Source organism: Streptomyces sp. XH2 (genome assembly GCF_049725035.1).
GTDB classification, from domain to species: domain Bacteria; phylum Actinomycetota; class Actinomycetes; order Streptomycetales; family Streptomycetaceae; genus Streptomyces; species Streptomyces roseoverticillatus.
The window spans coordinates 142567-160539 of sequence record NZ_JBMMMZ010000012.1 but is presented as its reverse complement, the minus strand read 5'-3'; the positions used below and the strand labels follow the sequence as shown (position 1 = coordinate 160539).

The 17973-nt window shown below is 71.0% G+C and carries 16 protein-coding genes; all 16 read right to left on the bottom strand.

What is annotated here, in order from left to right:
• Positions 1 to 41: 41 nt before the first annotated feature.
• The 16 genes from atpE to lysA all read right to left on the bottom strand — a co-directional run bounded on the left by atpE (position 42) and on the right by lysA (position 17959).
• Positions 42 to 293 carry an ATP synthase F0 subunit C gene (gene atpE, locus ACOTKD_RS24675; RefSeq protein ID WP_087926250.1) on the bottom strand — a complete coding sequence of 84 codons (252 nt, stop codon included), beginning with the start codon at positions 291 to 293 and terminating at the stop codon, positions 42 to 44.
• A 75-nt stretch (positions 294 to 368) separates the two neighbouring features.
• The gene (atpB, locus tag ACOTKD_RS24670; RefSeq protein WP_268829425.1) at positions 369 to 1163 is read right to left on the bottom strand and encodes a F0F1 ATP synthase subunit A; all 795 of its coding nucleotides are present in this window, start codon (positions 1161 to 1163) and stop codon (positions 369 to 371) included.
• 273 nt (positions 1164 to 1436) lie between these two features.
• Entirely contained in the window at positions 1437 to 1874 is a 438-nt protein-coding gene (locus tag ACOTKD_RS24665; protein WP_424891200.1) for a hypothetical protein, read from the bottom strand.
• Between the two features lie 255 nt (positions 1875 to 2129).
• Entirely contained in the window at positions 2130 to 3470 is a 1341-nt protein-coding gene (locus ACOTKD_RS24660; RefSeq protein ID WP_424891199.1) for an MraY family glycosyltransferase, read from the bottom strand.
• A gap of 111 nt (positions 3471 to 3581) precedes the next feature.
• On the bottom strand, positions 3582 to 4892 hold the full coding sequence (glyA, locus tag ACOTKD_RS24655; RefSeq protein ID WP_424891198.1) for a serine hydroxymethyltransferase: 1311 nt from the start codon (positions 4890 to 4892) through the stop codon (positions 3582 to 3584).
• Positions 4893 to 5087: 195 nt separating this feature from the next.
• Positions 5088 to 5747 carry a protein-tyrosine-phosphatase gene (locus ACOTKD_RS24650; RefSeq protein ID WP_424891197.1) on the bottom strand — a complete coding sequence of 220 codons (660 nt, stop codon included), beginning with the start codon at positions 5745 to 5747 and terminating at the stop codon, positions 5088 to 5090.
• Positions 5744 to 6391, bottom strand: coding sequence for an L-threonylcarbamoyladenylate synthase (locus ACOTKD_RS24645; RefSeq protein ID WP_120753735.1), 648 nt, complete (start codon positions 6389 to 6391; stop codon positions 5744 to 5746). The genes ACOTKD_RS24650 and ACOTKD_RS24645 overlap by 4 nt, the downstream gene beginning before the upstream one ends.
• A gap of 49 nt (positions 6392 to 6440) precedes the next feature.
• Positions 6441 to 7286 (bottom strand): peptide chain release factor N(5)-glutamine methyltransferase, encoded by an 846-nt coding sequence (prmC, locus tag ACOTKD_RS24640; protein ID WP_424891196.1) that lies wholly within the window; start codon positions 7284 to 7286, stop codon positions 6441 to 6443.
• Positions 7287 to 7381: 95 nt separating this feature from the next.
• A complete protein-coding gene (gene prfA, locus ACOTKD_RS24635; protein ID WP_424891195.1) occupies positions 7382 to 8461 on the bottom strand; it encodes a peptide chain release factor 1 in 1080 nt (359 codons plus the stop codon).
• A gap of 106 nt (positions 8462 to 8567) precedes the next feature.
• A complete protein-coding gene (gene rpmE, locus ACOTKD_RS24630) occupies positions 8568 to 8789 on the bottom strand; it encodes a 50S ribosomal protein L31 (RefSeq protein ID WP_106679164.1) in 222 nt (73 codons plus the stop codon).
• A gap of 178 nt (positions 8790 to 8967) precedes the next feature.
• Entirely contained in the window at positions 8968 to 10086 is a 1119-nt protein-coding gene (locus ACOTKD_RS24625) for an LCP family protein (protein WP_424891194.1), read from the bottom strand.
• Between the two features lie 325 nt (positions 10087 to 10411).
• Positions 10412 to 12448 carry a transcription termination factor Rho gene (gene rho, locus ACOTKD_RS24620; protein ID WP_424891193.1) on the bottom strand — a complete coding sequence of 679 codons (2037 nt, stop codon included), beginning with the start codon at positions 12446 to 12448 and terminating at the stop codon, positions 10412 to 10414.
• 425 nt (positions 12449 to 12873) lie between these two features.
• Positions 12874 to 13788 carry a homoserine kinase gene (gene thrB, locus ACOTKD_RS24615; RefSeq protein WP_424891192.1) on the bottom strand — a complete coding sequence of 305 codons (915 nt, stop codon included), beginning with the start codon at positions 13786 to 13788 and terminating at the stop codon, positions 12874 to 12876.
• Positions 13789 to 14101: 313 nt separating this feature from the next.
• Positions 14102 to 15169 (bottom strand): threonine synthase, encoded by a 1068-nt coding sequence (gene thrC / locus ACOTKD_RS24610; RefSeq protein ID WP_424891191.1) that lies wholly within the window; start codon positions 15167 to 15169, stop codon positions 14102 to 14104.
• A gap of 8 nt (positions 15170 to 15177) precedes the next feature.
• A complete protein-coding gene (locus tag ACOTKD_RS24605; RefSeq protein WP_424891190.1) occupies positions 15178 to 16470 on the bottom strand; it encodes a homoserine dehydrogenase in 1293 nt (430 codons plus the stop codon).
• A gap of 97 nt (positions 16471 to 16567) precedes the next feature.
• Positions 16568 to 17959, bottom strand: coding sequence for a diaminopimelate decarboxylase (gene lysA, locus ACOTKD_RS24600; protein ID WP_424891189.1), 1392 nt, complete (start codon positions 17957 to 17959; stop codon positions 16568 to 16570).
• Between the last annotated feature and the right edge of the window lie 14 nt (positions 17960 to 17973).

Sequence of the window (17973 nt, the reverse complement as noted above, 5' to 3'; positions counted from 1 at the left end):
ATCAATGCCTTCCGTCGAAAACAGTGGTCGTCAGGCTGTGATCAGGCGGACGGGTAGACGAACGGCATGACCAGACCGATCAGGGCGAGCGCCTCACAGAAGGCGAAGCCGAGGATCTGGTTGGCGCGGATCAGGCCGGCGGCCTCGGGCTGGCGGGCCAGGGCCTGGGTGCCGTTACCGAAGACGATGCCGACGCCGACGCCGGGGCCGATCGCGGCCAGGCCGTAGCCGATCGAGCCCAGGTTGCCCTTGATCTCGACACCAGCGGCGATGGTCTGGAGAGCAGCAGACATGCTCGTTCTTCCTTCTCTTTCACGGACCGGTGGGGGTTGGCCACCGGACGACTGTTGGTCTGGGGAGCGGGGGGCTCAGTGGTGCTCTGCGAGCGCGCCCTGGACGTAGTTGGTGGCCAGCAGCACGAAGACGTACGCCTGGACGGCCTGGATGAAGAGCTCGAAGGCGGTCATCACGATCGTCATCACGAAGGAGACGCCCGCGTACGCGATCCCGATCCCGTTCAGCAGGTACCAGCTGGCGATGGTGAACATCAGGATCAGCAGGTGGCCGGCGAACATGTTGGCGAAGAGCCGCACCGCGTGGGTGAAGGGGCGGATGATCACGTTCGAGAAGAACTCGAGGACCACCGCGAGGGGGAGGATCGGGCCCAGCGACTTGTCGTAGCCCACGATGTTCTTGAGGCCGCCGACGAAACCGTGCTTCTTGAACGTCAGGTACATCCACAGGACGTAGACGATCAGGGCGAGCGCCGCCGGGAAAGCGATGATCGACGTCACCGGGAACTGGGCGACCGGAATGATCGACCAGAGGTTCATGATCCAGACGAAGAAGAACAGCGAGACCATGAAGGGGACGTACTTCTCGCCCTCCTTCTTGCCGAGCGAGTCGTAGACGATGCCGCGGCGCACGAAGTCGTAGCCCGCCTCACCGACCATCTGCAGCTTGCCGGGGACCACCTTGGCCCGGCCGAACGCCGCCCAGAAGAAGCCGATGACGATGACCGTGGTCAGCACGGCCAGCAGCATGGGCTTGTTGAACTCGATCCCACCGACGGTGAAGAGCGGCTCGAACAGGAAGGAGTTGAGGCCTGGGGCCGGGAAGCCGCACCCATCGAAGATGTGGCAATTGGTCTCGAAGGCGAGCATCTCGTTAGCACTCACCGCGAGCTCCTTCAGCGTGGCGCATAGGTACGGCAACCTCGTTGTGTCGGCACGGCTCGAAGCCGCGGAACGGCACTGGACTGGTCTTGCGGATGGGGGGGCGGGTGATCGGCGCGGGGCCGGTCGCGGGCATCAGCTGCATGGACTGCCGATTCCGTCCCGGAAAACTCGGGTGTTCAGCTGCCTGCGCCCACTGTGCCTCAGATGGCACCGGACGATAGCAGGTGAGCACCGGCACCTTTATCGCGGCCCTACCGGTCACGTCGGAGACCCGGCGGGCGCGGACTTCTTCGCCTCGGCGGATTCCGGATCGACGTAAAGGATCTTGGCCTTCAGATACGCCCGGGTCTGCGCGGCGGTCCACACCAGGACCGCACCGAGCAGCGCGAAGGCGAACGCCCGGGTGTTGAACAGCGACGTGTCCCGGAAGACCGCGAGAACGACCGCGGCGATCAGGAACTGCGTCACGTAGAGCACCAGACCCATGGCCTGGAACAGGTGCGGGAAGGACTTGGCCGTGCGCTGGAGAACGAAGAGGCCCATGGCCATGACGCCGCCCGCCACGAGGGTGCCGACGACGGCGCCGATCGCACCCTTGCCGCCGGCGAGCACACCGCTGACGGCGGCGGCGACGATGCCTGCCGCGGCGGTCGGGACGGCGCACTGCAGGAGTGTTCGGGCGTCGTTGGACTGCATGAAGGGTTTCTCCGGCGATGAGGTCGGAAGCAACGATTCGTCGTGGACGAGCGTATCCCCGGAAATGCTCACGGCTTACGACGAAGGACCGCCGCACTACGGTCCATCGGCTCTAGCACCGGGTTTCGTGAACGGTATCACAAACTATTTGATGAGGTCTTTACCTACATCGTGTGCCGGACGTCACACGCAAGGGTCACGTCGCTGGTCAAGGCGCTGACGAGCCATGGGTTCTCTGATAGGGACAGCCGGATCTCAGCTGTTACTGGTGAGCCTGCTGAAACGGGAGCGATCACCGATGGCGGTGGCGCCGTGGATGCCCGCCGGCACGGGCTCGCCCCGCCCGGGCTCCTCCTCCGGCTTCTCCCCCGGCTCCTCCTGCGCCTGCGCCTGCGCCGCCGCGGCCGGCTCCGCGGCCACGGTCCTGCGGCGGCGGTAGCGGGGCGGGACGAACGCCTCGGCCCAGCGCGGGGCGCGCGGCTTGAAGCGCGGCATCAGCAGGAGGACCAGGCCCGCCGCGCTCAGCGCGACGATCAGCAGCAGGATCCAGGTGCTCGCGGAGTGCACCGAGTAGGCGACGGTGCCGAAGGCGATGAGCCCCGACCAGAAGTACATGATCAGCACCGCACGGCTGTGCGAGTGCCCGATCTCCAGCAGCCGGTGGTGCAGGTGGCCGCGGTCCGCGGCGAACGGCGACTGGCCGTTCCAGGTGCGCCGCACGATGGCGAGCAGCAGGTCGGCCACCGGCACCGCGATCACCGTCAGCGGCAGCAGCAGCGGGATGTAGACGGGCACCGTGGCGTGCACGACGGCACGCTCGGAACCGCCCGTGAACGCGTTGAGCACATCGGGGTCGACCTGGCCGGTGATGGAAATGGCGCCCGCGGCCAGCACCAGGCCGATGAGCATCGAGCCGGAATCGCCCATAAAGATCCGTGCAGGGTGCATGTTGTGCGGGAGGAATCCCAGGCACATGCCCATCAGGATCGCGGCGAACAGCGTCGCGGGGGCGGCCGCCTCCACGTTGTGCCCGAACCAGAGCCGGTACGCGTAGAGGAAGAACGCGGCGGCGGCGATGCACACCATGCCGGAGGCCAGGCCGTCCAGGCCGTCGACGAAGTTGACCGCGTTGATGGTGATGACCACGAGCGCGACCGTCAGCAGCGTGCCCTGCATGGGGGTGAGGCTCACGGTGCCCACGCCGGGCACGGGGATCCACAGGATCGTCAGCCCCTGGAGCACCATCACACCGGCGGCGATCATCTGGCCGCCCAGCTTGACCAGGGCGTCCACGCCCCACTTGTCGTCCAGCACGCCGAGGATCCAGATCAGCCCGGCGCCCGAGAGCAGCGCCCGCGGCTCGCTGTGCAGCTCGAAGACCTTGCCGAGGTTGGACAGGTGGGCCGCCACCAGCAGCCCCGCGCACAGCCCGCCGAACATCGCGATCCCGCCCAGCCGCGGCGTCGGCTCCCGGTGCACGTCGCGCGCGCGGATCTCCGGCATCGCGCCGGCCACGATCGCGAACTTCCGCACCGGTCCCGTCAGCAGATAGGTGACTGCCGCGGTGACGCACAGCGTCAGCAGGTATTCACGCACGGGCTGCCCCAGAGGTCGCGCTGGACATCACAGCCCCACACCATATTCGCGTCCGCCCCCGATCCGTGAATACAGCCGTAGACGTACGGCCACGCGCGATGGTTGCAGCCGTCACGTGTGGCCGGGATAAGGAGCGTAGACCGGGAAGCTCCCCGCGAGCCGGGCGACCTCCCCGCGCAGGCCGCCGTCCCGGCCCGCGCCCCGCAGCGCCGCCCCGACGAGCATCCCGATCCGCGCCATCTCCGGCTCCCGCATGCCCTGCGTGGTCACCGCGGCGGTGCCCAGCCGCAGGCCGTGGGCCGCCTCGTGCGGCAGCCCGCAGACGTCCAGGACGATGCCGGCGGCCGCGAGCCTGCCGCGGGCCGTGGCGGCCTCCAGGGCGAGCCCGGAGACGTCGGCGGTGATGAGATGCGTATCGGTGCCGCCCGTGGTCACAGAGAGGCCCTCAGCGGCCAGGACGGCGGCAAGGGCGCGCGCGTTGGCCACCACCTGATGGGCGTACGCGGCGAAGGCCGGCGCCGACGCCTCCCCGAACGCCACCGCCTTGGCCGCGACGGCGTGCATCTGGGCGCCGCCCTGGGTGAACGGGAAGACCGCCCGGTCGATCCGGCCCGCCAGCTCCGCGCGGCACAGGATCATCCCGCCGCGCGGGCCGCGCAGCACCTTGTGGGTGGTCGCGCACACCACGTCGGCGTACGGGACGGGGCTCGGCGCCGCTCCCCCGGCGACCAGCCCGATGGGGTGGGCGGCGTCCACGATCAGGTGGGCGCCGACGTCGTCGGCGATCTCGCGGAAGGCCGCGTAGTCCGGGTGGCGCGGGTACGAGATCGAGCCGCAGACGATCGCCGCGGGCCGGTGTTCGCGGGCCAGGGCCTGCACCTGGTCGTAGTCGATGAGGCCGGTGTCGCGGCGGACCCCGTAGCCGGTGAAGTCGAACCAGCGGCCGGAGAAGTTGGCCGGCGAGCCGTGGGTGAGGTGGCCGCCGTACCGCAGGCCCATGGCCAGCACCGTGTCGCCCGGGCGGAGCAGCGCGGCGTAGGCGGCGAGCATCGCGGAGGAGCCCGAGTGGGGCTGCACGTTCGCGTGTTCGGCGCCGAACAGGGCCTTCGCGCGGTCGACGGCGATGCGCTCGGCCAGGTCGACCAGCTCGCAGCCGCCGTGGTGGCGGGCGCCGGGATAGCCCTCGGCGTACTTGTTGGCCAGCGGGGAGCCGAGGGCGGCGAGGACGGCGGGCGAGGTGAAGTTCTCGGCGGCGATCAGCTGGAGGCCGTCCGCCTGGCGGCGGGCCTCACCGAAGAGCAGGTCGGCGAGTTCCGGGTCCTGGCGCTTCAGCGTGTCCAGGCCGTGGCTCCAGCCGTCGTGCGAGAGCGGCTGCTGCGCGGCGGCGCGCGCGGCCCGGCTGGTCGGTGGGGTGACGGACATCGCGGGCTCCGGGCGATAGGTTCACCACCCAATGTAGGCCCGTGGCGCCGCAGACGCCCGGTTCGCCCGGCCCCTGCCGGGGCGCCTCGTGCGCTCCGCGCGTGGCGGCGGGTTGCGTCGTGGCTGGTCGCGCCCACGCGGCGGAGCCGCGGGCCGGCACTGCCCCGCGCCCCCTGCGGGCGCGGTCTCCTCCGGTCAGCGGCGGGCCGGGACGCCGGTGAGGGCGGTCACCACGGGGTCCAGGGCCTGGTCGATCTCCGCGCCGATGGAGCGGAAGAAGGTGATGGGCGCTCCGTACGGGTCGTGGACCTCGTCGGCCTCCGCGTTCGGCGCGAGCAGCCAGCCGCGCAGCGCGGCCGCGGCCTGCACCAGGGCGCGGGCGCGCTCGACCACGCCGCCGGCCCGCTCGGGGTCCGGGAGCGTCGCCGGGTCTATGGCCCGCACCAGCCGGGTGAACTCCTTCAGCGTGAAGGTGCGCAGCCCCGCCGAGTGCCCCATGGAGATGACCTGGGCGCGGTGGTCGCGGGTGGCGGTCAGGACCAGGTCGGCGCGGATGACGTGCTCGTCCAGCAGCTCCCGGCCGGTGAACCCGGCGGGGTCGGCGCCGAGGTCCGCGAGGACGGTGGCGGCGTGCGCCTCCATCGGGGCGCCCTCGTGGCCCCAGGTCCCCGCGCTCTCCACCACCAGGCCGCCCGCGAAGGGGTCGCCGAGGCGGTCGGTGAGCGCATGGCGGCTCAGCCGCTCGGTGATGGGCGAGCGGCAGACGTTGCCGGTGCTGACGTGGAGGATGCGGAAGGTGCCGGCCTCGGCCGACGGGTCCGGTCCCGCTATGCCACGCCCCTGCGGGGCGATCAATTCGCCACCTCGAGGTCGGGTACCACCTCGCGGAGCTGCTCGGCGCTGATCGCACCGGCGCGCAGCAGGACGGGCACCTTGCCGGTGACGTCCACGATGGAGGACGGCACGTCGGCGGGGGTGGGGCCGCCGTCGAGGTAGACGGAGACGGAGTCGCCGAGCATCTCCTGGGCGGCGTCGCAGTCCTGCGGCGCCGGGTGGCCGGTGAGGTTGGCGCTGGAGACGGCCATCGGGCCGAACTCGGTGAGCAGCTCGATGGCGACCGGGTGCAGCGGCATCCGGACGGCGACGGTGCCGCGGGTCTCGCCCAGGTCCCAGGTCAGGGAGGGCTGGTGGGTGGCGACGAGGGTGAGCGCGCCGGGCCAGAAGGCGTCGACGAGCTCCCAGGCCTGCTCGGAGAAGTCGGTGACGAGCCCGTGCAGGGTGTTCGGGGAGCCGACGAGGACGGGCGAGGGCATGCCGCGGCCGCGGCCCTTGGCCTGCAGGAGATCGCCGACGGCCTCGCTGCTGAAGGCGTCCGCACCGATGCCGTACACGGTGTCGGTGGGCAGCACGACCAGCTCACCGCGGCGCACCGCGGCGACGGCCTCGCGCAGGCCGGTCTTGCGGTCGGTCGCGTCGCTGCAGTCGTATCGCCGTGCCATCACATCTCCTTCGCGAAGCGCTTGCTGTACGTGGGTGCCGCCGCGCCGGTCACGCCGTCGCCCTGCGGGCCGTCGCGAACCGGGGGCGCTTGTTGAGGTCGGGGTGGTCGGCCGCGTCGGCCCAGCCCTTCTCCTCGGTGAAGATCCACGGGACCTGGCCGCCCTGGGTGTCGGCGTGCTCGATGACGACGACGCCGCCCGGGCGGAGCAGCCGGTGGGCGGTGCGCTCGATGCCGCGGATGGTGTCGAGGCCGTCCTCGCCGGAGAACAGGGCGAGCTGCGGGTCGTGGTCGCGGGCCTCGGGGGCGACGTACTCCCACTCGGTGAGCGGGATGTACGGGGGGTTGCTGATGACGAGGTCGACCTGGCCGTCGAGCTCGGGCAGCGCGGTGAGGGCGTCGCCGTGGTGCAGGGTGACGCGGGAGCCCTCGACGTTCTTGGCGGCCCAGCCGTGCGCCGTCTCGTCGAGCTCGACGGCGTGCACGCGGGAGCGCGGCACCTCCTGCGCGAGGGCGAGGGCGATGGCCCCGGAGCCGGTGCACAGGTCGACGATCAGGGGCTCGACGACGTCCATGGCCCGGACGGCGTCTATGGCCCAGCCGACGACCGACTCGGTCTCGGGGCGGGGGACGAAGACGCCGGGGCCGACCTGGAGCTCCAGGTAGCGGAAGAAGGCGCGGCCGGTGATGTGCTGGAGCGGTTCGCGGGCCTCGCGGCGCGCGATCGCCTCCCAGTAGCGGGCGTCGAAGTCGGCGTCCGCGACGAGGTGCAGTTCACCCCGCTTGACGCCGTGCACGAAGGCCGCGAGCTCCTCCGCGTCGAAGCGCGGAGAAGGTACGCCGGCGTCGGCCAGCCGCTGAGTGGCTTGCGCCACTTCGGCGAGCAGCAGATTCACAGTGGTCCTCTCGCGTCTTCGTGTCGTCGTCCCCGGCCGTGGCCGGCCCCGGGCGGGGCCGTCCGGCGGTCGCGAACGGGCTTCTCGGTCTTCGGTCAGCCCGCGGCGGCGAGCTTGGCGGCGGAGTCGGCGTCGACGCACGCCTGGATCACCGGGTCCAGCTCGCCGTCGAGCACCTGGTCCAAGTTGTACGCCTTGAAGCCGACCCGGTGGTCCGAGATGCGGTTTTCCGGGAAGTTGTACGTGCGGATCTTCTCGGAGCGGTCGACGGTGCGGACCTGGCTGCGGCGCGCGTCGGCGGCCTCGGCCTCGGCCTTCTCCTGGGCCGCGGCCAGCAGCCGCGAGCGCAGGATGCGCAGGGCCTGCTCCTTGTTCTGGAGCTGGCTCTTCTCGTTCTGGCAGGAGGCGACGACGCCGGTCGGCAGGTGGGTGATGCGGACCGCGGAGTCGGTGGTGTTGACGGACTGGCCGCCGGGGCCGGAGGAGCGGTAGACGTCGATGCGCAGGTCGTTCATGTTGATCTCGACGTCGACCTCCTCGGCCTCGGGCGTGACGAGCACGCCGGCGGCGGAGGTGTGGATGCGGCCCTGGGACTCGGTGGCCGGCACGCGCTGGACGCGGTGGACGCCGCCCTCGTACTTCAGCCGGGCCCACACGCCCTGGCCGGGCTCGGTCGCGCCGTTGCCGCCCTTGGTCTTCACCGCGACCTGGACGTCCTTGTAGCCGCCGAGCTCGGACTCCGTGGTGTCGATGATCTCGGTCTTCCAGCCCACGCGCTCGGCGTAGCGCAGGTACATCCGGAGCAGGTCGCCGGCGAACAGGGCGGACTCGTCGCCGCCCGCACCGGCCTTGATCTCCAGGATGACGTCCTTGTCGTCGCTCGGGTCGCGCGGGACGAGGAGCAGGCGGAGCTTCTCGGTGAGCTCCTCGCGCTGCTTCTCCAGGTCCTTGACCTCGGCGGCGAAGTCCGGGTCGTCGGCGGCGAGCTCGCGAGCGGTCTCGATGTCGTCCCCCGCCTGCTTCCAGGAGCGGTAGGTCCCGACGATCGGCGTCAGCTCGGCGTAGCGCTTGTTGAGCTTGCGGGCGTTGGCCTGGTCCGCGTGCACGGCGGGGTCGGCGAGCCGCTTCTCGAGGTCGGCGTGCTCGCCGATCAGTTCCTCGACTGCCTCGAACATGGGGTTTCCCTAGCTGCTGGAAGTGACGGGCCTGCTGGACGACAAAGCGCCGGTCCGGTCGCCCTCGCATACGTGAGGGCGACCGAGGACCGGCGCCTGCGGGTCGCTACTTCTTGGCAGCGGCGGCCTTGCCGAAGCGGGCCTCGAAGCGGGCCACGCGGCCACCGGTGTCGAGGATCTTCTGCTTGCCCGTGTAGAACGGGTGGCACTCGGAGCACACGTCGGCACGGATGGTGCCGTCGGCGACGGTGCTACGCGTGGTGAACGAGGCGCCACAGGTGCAGCTGACCTGGGTCTCGACGTACTCCGGGTGGATGTCGCGCTTCAAGGGGTTCTCCTAGGTTCGGGAGGGCTCCGGGTCGTAGAGGCGGGATTGCCTTACGTGAACCGGGGCCGACGGACCAGTTTGCCAGTACTGGCCGCATCCCCCAAAACGGGAGGTCGCGGCCGGTTATTCCCGGGGGTTTCCGGGCCTGGTCAGAGCCGGTCGTACGGGGCGGCCGGGATCATTTGACCACGTCGTCGGCGCCGGTCTTGGTGCCTGCCCCGTCCTTGAGCGCTTCCTCCGGGATCGGCTGGTCGGCGCGGAGCGCGTCCCAGATCCTGGTGCTCGCCTCGGTGATCGGGACGACCCGGTTGTGGTCGGCGGGGTCGTCGCCCACGGGCAGGGTCACCATGTGCATGTCGCCCGAGCCGATGCCCTTGAGGCCGTTGGCGAAGGAGTACAGCTTGTCGACGGAGGCCAGCTCGCGGTCGGTGGTGAGCGCCTTGGTGGCGGTGTCGGCGATCCCGTAGAGCTTGGTGGGGCTGGTGAACAGGCCGATCTGCTTGACCTGGTCGAGCAGGGCCTTGATGAAGGCCTGCTGGAGCTTGATGCGGCCGAGGTCACTGCCGTCGCCGACGCCGTGCCGGGTGCGCACGAGGCCGAGGGACTGCTCGCCGTTGAGCGTGTGGGTGCCGGGCTCCAGGTTGAGGTGGCTCCACTTGTCCTTGATGGGCTTGGTCGTGGTGACCTCGACGCCGCCGAGCTTGTCGATCAGCTTCTGGAAGCCGGCGAAGTCGACCTCCATGTAGTGGTCCATCCGGATGTTGGTCATCGCCTCGACGGTCGCGACCGCGCAGGCCGCGCCGCCCACCGTGTACGCCTCGTTGAACTGGGCGGCCTTCACGGCGGGGCTGCTCTTGCCCCCGGAGGTGCGGCAGGCGGGGCGCGGGACGATGGTGTCCCGCGGGATGCTCACGACGCTCGCCTTCTTGTGACCCGCGTAGACGTGGACGATCATCGCGGTGTCGGAGCGGGAGCTGCCCTCGTCGCGGCCGTAGGCGCTGTTGGCGCCGGCCCGGGAGTCGGAGCCGAGGACGAGGATGTCCTGCGAGCCGTTGTCGATGTTCTCCGGCCGGTTCTTGCCCAGGGCGGCGTTGATGTCGACGCTGCTGAGGTTGCCGTTGAACTTGTAGTAGAGGATTCCCGCCCCGGCACCGCCCGCGAGGACCACACCGGTGGCCGTCCAGGCGGCTATTCGCCAGCCCTTGCGGCGGGGGGCGGGCTTGCGGCGCCGGCCGCGCGGCCCGCCGGCACGGCGGCGGCGCGAACCCGCGGACGTGCCCCTGCTCTCCTCGGCCATGCGTTTCCTCAGTCCTTCGCTGTCGCCCGGTGGTGTCCCGGCTTGTCTCCCTGCGCTGATTGACGGGGAAGTCTGCGACAGGGTTGCACAGCGGTTTCTGAGGACCGACTAAGAAAAGCTCCGGCCGCAGGCGCGGCCGGCGATCTCCACCACCCCTCGCCACCTGCGATTTCGGTCAATTGCGGGGCATTGATTCCGGCCATGCGGAGGGCGGGCGGCTGTGGTACATGTCTCCTGATGTCACGGTAAGATCACGGCGTGGGGGAAACGGAGAAGGCCCCCGTCACCGGGGTGACGGGGGCCTTCTCGGAGCTACTGGTACGGATCAGTCGTTGCCGTTGCCCGAGGAGGGCGTGGTCTTCGCGATCTGCATCAGGAACTCGGCGTTCGACTTGGTCTGCTTCATCTTGTCGAGGAGCAGCTCGATCGCCTGCTGCGAGTCGAGGGCGTGCAGCACCCGGCGCAGCTTCCAGACGATCGCCAGCTCCTCGCCGCCCAGGAGGATCTCCTCCTTGCGCGTACCCGAGGGGTCCACGTCGACGGCGGGGAAGATGCGCTTGTCGGCGAGCTTCCGGTCGAGCTTGAGCTCCATGTTGCCGGTGCCCTTGAACTCCTCGAAGATCACCTCGTCCATGCGCGAGCCGGTCTCGACCAGCGCGGTGGCCAGGATGGTCAGCGAGCCGCCGTCCTCGATGTTGCGCGCGGCACCGAAGAACTTCTTCGGCGGGTAGAGCGCGGTCGAGTCGACACCACCGGACAGGATGCGGCCCGAGGCCGGGGCGGCCAGGTTGTAGGCGCGGCCCAGACGGGTGATCGAGTCCAGCAGGACGACCACGTCGTGACCCAGCTCCACGAGGCGCTTGGCGCGCTCGATGGCCAGCTCGGCGACGGTGGTGTGGTCCTCGGCCGGGCGGTCGAAGGTCGAGGAGATGACCTCGCCCTTGACCGACCGCTGCATGTCGGTGACCTCTTCCGGACGCTCGTCGACCAGGACGACCATCAGGTGGCACTCGGGGTTGTTGGTGGTGATCGCGTTGGCGATCGCCTGCATGATCATGGTCTTACCGGTCTTCGGCGGGGCCACGATCAGACCGCGCTGGCCCTTGCCGATGGGGGCGACCAGATCGATGATCCGGGTCGTCAGAACGCCCGGGTCCGTCTCCAACCGCAGGCGGTCCTGCGGGTAGAGCGGGGTGAGCTTGTTGAACTCGGGGCGGCCGCGGCCGGTTTCGGGCGCCATGCCGTTCACCGAGTCGAGGCGGACGAGGGCGTTGAACTTCTCGCGGCGCTCGCCGTCCTTCGGCTGCCGGACGGCACCGGTGACGTGGTCACCCTTGCGCAGGCCGTTCTTGCGGACCTGGGCGAGGGAGACGTAGACGTCGTTCGGGCCGGGCAGGTAGCCGGAGGTGCGGATGAACGCGTAGTTGTCGAGGATGTCCAGAATGCCCGCGACGGGGATCAGGACGTCGTCCTCGGAGACCTGCGGCTCGTTGCCGAAGTCGTCGCGGCCACGGCGGCCACGGCGGTCGCGGTAGCGGCCGCGGCGGCCACGGCGGCCGCCCTCGAAGTCGTCCTCGTCCTGCGGGCCCGCCTGGGCGCCCTGCGGCGCACCACGGCCGTCGCGCTGCTGACGGTCGCCCTTCTGGGCGTCGTCGCCGCGCTGACCGCGCTCACGGCGGTCGCGCTGGCCCCGCTCGCCACGGTCGCCGCGCTCGCCACGGTCGCCGCGCTCACGGCGGTCGCCCTTCTGGCCGCGCTCGCCGCGGTCCTGGCGGTCGCCCTTGGCCTTGCCCTCGGCGGTGTCCAGCGCGGCCTCGGCCTTGGCCTCGGTGCGCTCCTCGACACGGACCTCGGCCTTGGCCTCGGCGGCGTCGGGGCTGCCGGCGGGCGCGGTGGCCCGGCGGCGGCGGCGCTCGCCGGCCGGCTGCTCGTCGCTGGACGGCTGGCCCGGGATCTCGATCTGCTGCTGGGTGGCAGCCTTCTCGGCGGGCTTGGCCTCGGCCTTCTCGGCCGCCTCACCCGTACGGGCCTTGGAAGTGGCGCGGCGCTTGGGCTTGGTCTCGGCGTCCGCCGCGGCCGCGGTCTCGGCCTTGGCGGGCGCGGCGGAGCCTCCGGCCTGCCTCTCCTTGATGACCTCGATCAGCTGGCCTTTGCGCATCCGCGCGGTGCCCTTGATGCCGAGGCTCGAGGCGAGCTGCTGGAGCTCGGCCAGGACCATGGCGTCGAGGCCGGTGCCCGAGCGGCGCCGCTTGGGGGCGGTGGCAGCACCGGTGGCAGGCGCGGCGGGAGCGTCCGTGGCGGGCGCGGAGGCATTGCCGGCGGCTCCGGCGTTCACGCCCATCAGATCGGTGGTGTCGCTCACGAAGGGGTCCTTCCCTGGAGCGGGCGTCGGCCTGTCTGGCTCGGCGACCGGTTGTGCTGTCCGGCTACGGTCTGGCGGTTTGCGGACCGGGCCGGGGCGGTGGTCCGCCGGTACGGCTGGTACGGCGGAAGAATCAGTTCATTGGTCCGGCGTGAAGAATGAGGTGAAGACATGGAGTATCGGCTTCACTCATGTCACCCACGCCGATTCCGGAGCGTGCTCGAAGCTGCTCAGGCAGGCTGCTCAGGCAGTTTGGGAGGCTCCCGGAAGAAAAGCGGCCCCTGATCGGGACACAGAGCACCGAGCCGATGTGGCTTCGAGTGCAGACTTGAGGTTAACACTACCGGATCCCACAAACATTCCCCCTCTCCAAGACCGGCAACCGCTATTTTTCGCGGAGCCGGGTTTCGCCCGGATTTCCGCTGTCAGGCGAGCGGAAGCACGCTCGTCCCCCCGGCGTCGAGGGTCAGCCGGTTGGCCGCCCACCCCTCGCCCGCCAGTCGTGCGACCTTGTCGGCCGCATCGTTCTCGACCAGCGCGAGGACCGTGGGTCCCGCGCCGGAGATGACCGCGGGGACGCCGTCCGCGCGCAGTCGGTTGACCAGGGCCACGCTCTCCGGCATCGCCGGGGCGCGGTACTCCTGGTGGAGGCGGTCCTCGGTGGCCGCCAGCAGCAGCCCGGGGCGTCTGGTGAGCGCCTCGACCAGCAGGGCGGCACGGCCCGCGTTGGCCGCCGCGTCCACATGGGGGACGCTGCGCGGCAGGAGCCCGCGGGCGGTCTCGGTGAGCACCGGCCGGGACGGCACGAAGACCACCGGAACGATGGAATCCGCAGGGTCCATCCGAATGGCCCGCGCCACTCCGGCGTCCATCCACGCCAGGGTGAATCCGCCCATCAGGCATGCGGCGACGTTGTCGGGGTGTCCCTCGATCTCGGTGGCCAGCTCGAGCAGCGCCGCGTCGTCGAGCTTTTCGGCCCCGCCTATGGTCACGGCGCGGGCCGCGACTATCCCCGCGCAGATCGCCGCCGAGGACGAGCCGAGGCCGCGCCCGTGCGGGATGCGGTTGGCGCAGACGACCTCCAGGCCGCGCGGCTGGCCGCCGAGCAGGTCGAAGGCGGTGCGCAGGGCGCGGACGAGGAGGTGACTCTCGTCGCGCGGGAGGGTGTCGGCACCCTCTCCGGCGATGTCGATGTGCAGCCCGGATTCGGCCACCCGTACCACGACGTCGTCGTAGAGCCCCAGCGCGAGGCCCAGGGCGTCGAAGCCGGGGCCGAGGTTTGCGCTGGTGGCAGGGGTGCGCACGCGGACAGCGGCGGCGCGGAACGCGGGACCGGCCATCGCTCGATGACTCTCCTTGGTCTGGCCTTGGTGGGGCGTGCAACGTCCGCAAGGGCCGCGACGGCGATGCCGTGGGTGTCACGGCAGCGGTCTGCGACGGGGCGGAGTGAGTACAGCCTATCGAAGGAAGGTTCTGCGGCGACATAGGGCGCACGGGAGGCGCACGATGCGTGTCGCCTGCGGCGGGCTTGCGGTTCTTCGCCCTCGGGCCGGACGGGCCGGTCGGTGACTCGGCCCGTCCGGGGGCTCCTCCCAGCGGTGGCCGGGAGAGCTTGAGGACCGGGGTCCGGGGCGGAGCCCCGGAACGGATCGGTCAGACGAGACCCAGCCGCTGCGCGGCGACCCCGGCGTCCACCGGAACGGTGACCGGCTGGGGCGCGCCCGCGACCGCCCAGTCGGGGTCCTTGAGGCCGTTGCCGGTGACCGTGCAGACGATGCGCTGGCCGGGGTCGACCAGGCCGAGCTCGGCGGCCTTGAGGAGACCGGCCACGCTCGCGGCGGAGGCCGGCTCGACGAAGACGCCCTCCTGCGAGGCCAACAGCCGGTACGCGGCGAGGATCTGGCGGTCGGTCACCTCGTCGATGAGACCGCCCGATTCGTCCCGCGCCTGCTCGGCGAACTGCCACGAGGCGGGGTTGCCGATGCGGATCGCGGTGGCGATGGTGTGCGGGTCCTTCACGGGCTCGCCGCGCACGATCGGCGCCGAACCGGAGGCCTGGAAGCCCCACATCCGGGGGGTGCGGGAGGCGATCCCGTCGGCGGCGTACTCCCGGTAACCACGCCAGTAGGCGGTGATGTTGCCGGCGTTGCCGACGGGGAGGACGTGGATGTCGGGAGCGTCGCCGAGCGCGTCGACGATCTCGAACGCGGCGGTCTTCTGGCCTTCGATGCGCACCGGGTTGACCGAGTTGACCAGCGCCACCGGGTACTGCTCGGACAGGCCGCGGGCCAGCGTCAGGCAGTCGTCGAAGTTGCCGTCGACCTGCAGGATGCGGGCGCCGTGGACCAGGGCCTGGCCCATCTTGCCGAGGGCGATCTTGCCCTGCGGGACGAGGACGGCGCAGACCATGCCGGCCCGTACGGCGTAGGCCGCGGCCGAGGCGGAGGTGTTGCCGGTGGAGGCGCAGATGACGGCCTTCGCGCCCTCCTCCTTGGCCCGGGTGATGGCCATGGTCATGCCGCGGTCCTTGAAGGAACCGGTGGGGTTCGCGCCCTCGACCTTGAGGTGGACCTCACAGCCCGTGCGCTCGGAGAGCACCTGGGCGGGGACGAGCGGCGTGCCGCCCTCCCTGAGGGTCACCACCGGGGTGTCGGCGGTGACCGGCAGCCGGTCGCGGTACTCCTCGATGATGCCGCGCCACTGGTGGGTTTGCTTGAACATTGCTTTTGTTACTCCCCTTCAACCCGCATGATGCTCGCGACACCGCGGACCGTGTCCAGCTTGCGGAGCGCCTCGACCGTCGCCGACAGGGCGGCGTCGGCGGCCCGGTGGGTGACCACGACGAGGTCGGCCTCGCCGTCCTTGCCCTGCTGGCGGACCGTGTCGATGGAGACACCGTGCTCGGCGAAGACCGTGGCCACCTGGGCCAGCACACCGGGCTTGTCGGCCACGTCGAGGCTGATGTGGTAGCGCGTGACCACCTCGCCCATCGTGCTCACGGGCAGCCGCGTGTAGGCGGACTCGCCGGGCCCGGTGGCCTCGGCGACCTTGTTGCGGCAGACGGCGACGAGGTCGCCGAGGACCGCGGAGGCGGTCGGCGAGCCGCCGGCGCCGGGGCCGTAGAACATCAGCTGCCCGGCCGCGTCGGCCTCGATGAAGACCGCGTTGTACGCCTCGCGCACGGAGGCGAGCGGATGGGTCAGCGGGATCATCGCCGGGTGGACGCGGGCGGTCACCGAGCGGCCGTCGGCGGCGCGCTCACAGATGGCCAGCAGCTTGATGGTGCAGCCCATCTGCTTTGCGGAAGCGAAGTCCGCGGCGGTGACCTCCGTCATGCCCTCGCGATAGACGTCGTCGAGCTTGACCCGGGTGTGGAAGGCGATCCCGGCGAGGATCGCGGCCTTCGCGGCGGCGTCGAAGCCCTCGACGTCGGCGGTCGGGTCCGCCTCCGCGTAGCCCAGGGCGGTGGCCTCGTCCAGCGCCTCGGAGTAGCCCGCGCCACTGGAGTCCATCTTGTCGAGGATGAAGTTGGTCGTGCCGTTGACGATGCCGAGCACCCGGTTGACCTTGTCGCCGGCGAGCGACTCGCGCAGCGGCCGGACCAGCGGGATGGCGCCGGCCACCGCGGCCTCGTAGTAGAGGTCCACGCCGTGCCGCTCGGCGGCGGCGTGCAGGGCCGCGCCGTCCTGGGCGAGCAGGGCCTTGTTCGCCGAGACGACGCTGGCGCCGTGCTCGAAGGCGGTGGTGATCAGCGAGCGGGCGGGCTCGATGCCGCCGATGACCTCGACGACCACGTCGATGTCGTCGCGTTTGACGAGGGCGGTGGCATCGGTGGTGATCAGCTCGGCCGGCACCCCCTCACGCACCCGGTCGGGACGGCGCACGGCGATGCCGACGAGCTCGACCGGCGCGCCGATGCGCGCCGTGAGGTCGTCCGCGTGCGTCGTCATGATGCGCGTCACCTCAGAGCCGACGACTCCACAGCCCAGCAGCGCCACCTTCAGCGGACGCGTACGCATCATCCGACCTCGTTTCTCATACATCTTGGTTTGTGCACCAGTCTCACTCACCGGACGGGGGTTTCCCTCCGCTGTCCAGTATCCGAGACCTATGTTTCCGTCAGCCGACGTCGAGACGAAGAAGGTCTTCTTCGGTCTCGCGCCGGACGATCACACGGGCCGCGCCGTCGGCCACCGCCACGACCGGCGGCCGCAGGGCGTGGTTGTAGTTGCTGGCCATGGAGCGGCAGTAGGCGCCGGTGGCCGGCACCGCGAGCAGGTCGCCCGGGGCCAGGTCGGCGGGGAGGAAGGCGTCACGGACGACGATGTCACCGGATTCGCAGTGCTTGCCGACGACGCGCGAGAGCATCGGGGCGGCCGTCGACGTCCGGGAGACCAGCGCGACGCTGTACTCGGCGTCGTAGAGCGCGGTGCGGATGTTGTCCGACATGCCGCCGTCGACGCTGACGTACGTGCGCAGGCCCGGCAGCTCCTTGACCGTGCCCACCTCGTAGAGCGTGAAGGCCGTGGGGCCGACGATGGCGCGCCCCGGCTCGACGGAGATGCGCGGCACGGCGAGCCCGGCGGCCTCGCACTCGCGGGTGACGATCTCGCGCAGGGCCGTGGCGATCTCCTGCGGCTCGCGCGGGTCGTCGTCGGAGGTGTAGGCGATGCCGAGGCCGCCGCCGAGGTCGATCTCGGGGAGCTCGACGCCGTGCTCGTCGCGGATCCGGGCGAGCAGCCCGACGACCCGGTGGGCCGCGACCTCGAAGCCGGACGTGTCGAAGATCTGCGAGCCGATGTGGGAGTGGATGCCGACGAGTTCGAGCCCGTCGAGCTTGAGCGCGCGCCGCACCGCCTCGGCGGCCTGGCCGCCGGCCAGCGCGAGGCCGAACTTCTGGTCCTCGTGGGCGGTGGCGATGAACTCGTGGGTGTGCGCCTCGACGCCGACCGTGATCCGGATCTGGACGCGCTGCCGCTTGCCGAGCCGCTCGGCGATGTGCGCGACGCGCACGATCTCCTGGAAGGAGTCGAGGACGATCCGCCCGACGCCGGCCTCGACGGCGCGGGTGATCTCCTCGGTGCTCTTGTTGTTGCCGTGCAGGGCGATGCGCTCGGCGGGCATGCCGGCGGCGAGGGCGGTGGCGAGCTCGCCGGCGGAGCAGACGTCGAGGTTGAGCCCCTCTTCGTGCAGCCACCGCACGACGGCCCGCGACAGGAACGCCTTGCCGGCGTAGAAGACGTCCGCGTCCGTCCCGAAGGCATCGCGCCAGGCGCGGCACCGCGTCCGGAAGTCGGTCTCGTCGAGGAAGTAGGCGGGGGTGCCGAACTCCTCGGCGAGGCGGGTGACGGGGATGCCGCCGACGGTCACCACGCCGTGCTCGTCGCGCGCGACGGTGCGGGACCAGACCTTCGCGTCGAGGGCGTTGAGGTCGGCGGGCGGGGCGGTGTAGTGGCCCTCGGGCAGGACGTCGGCGTAGCGGGGCCCGGCGGGGTGGGCGGAGCGGCTCATGGTGGCGATCCCCT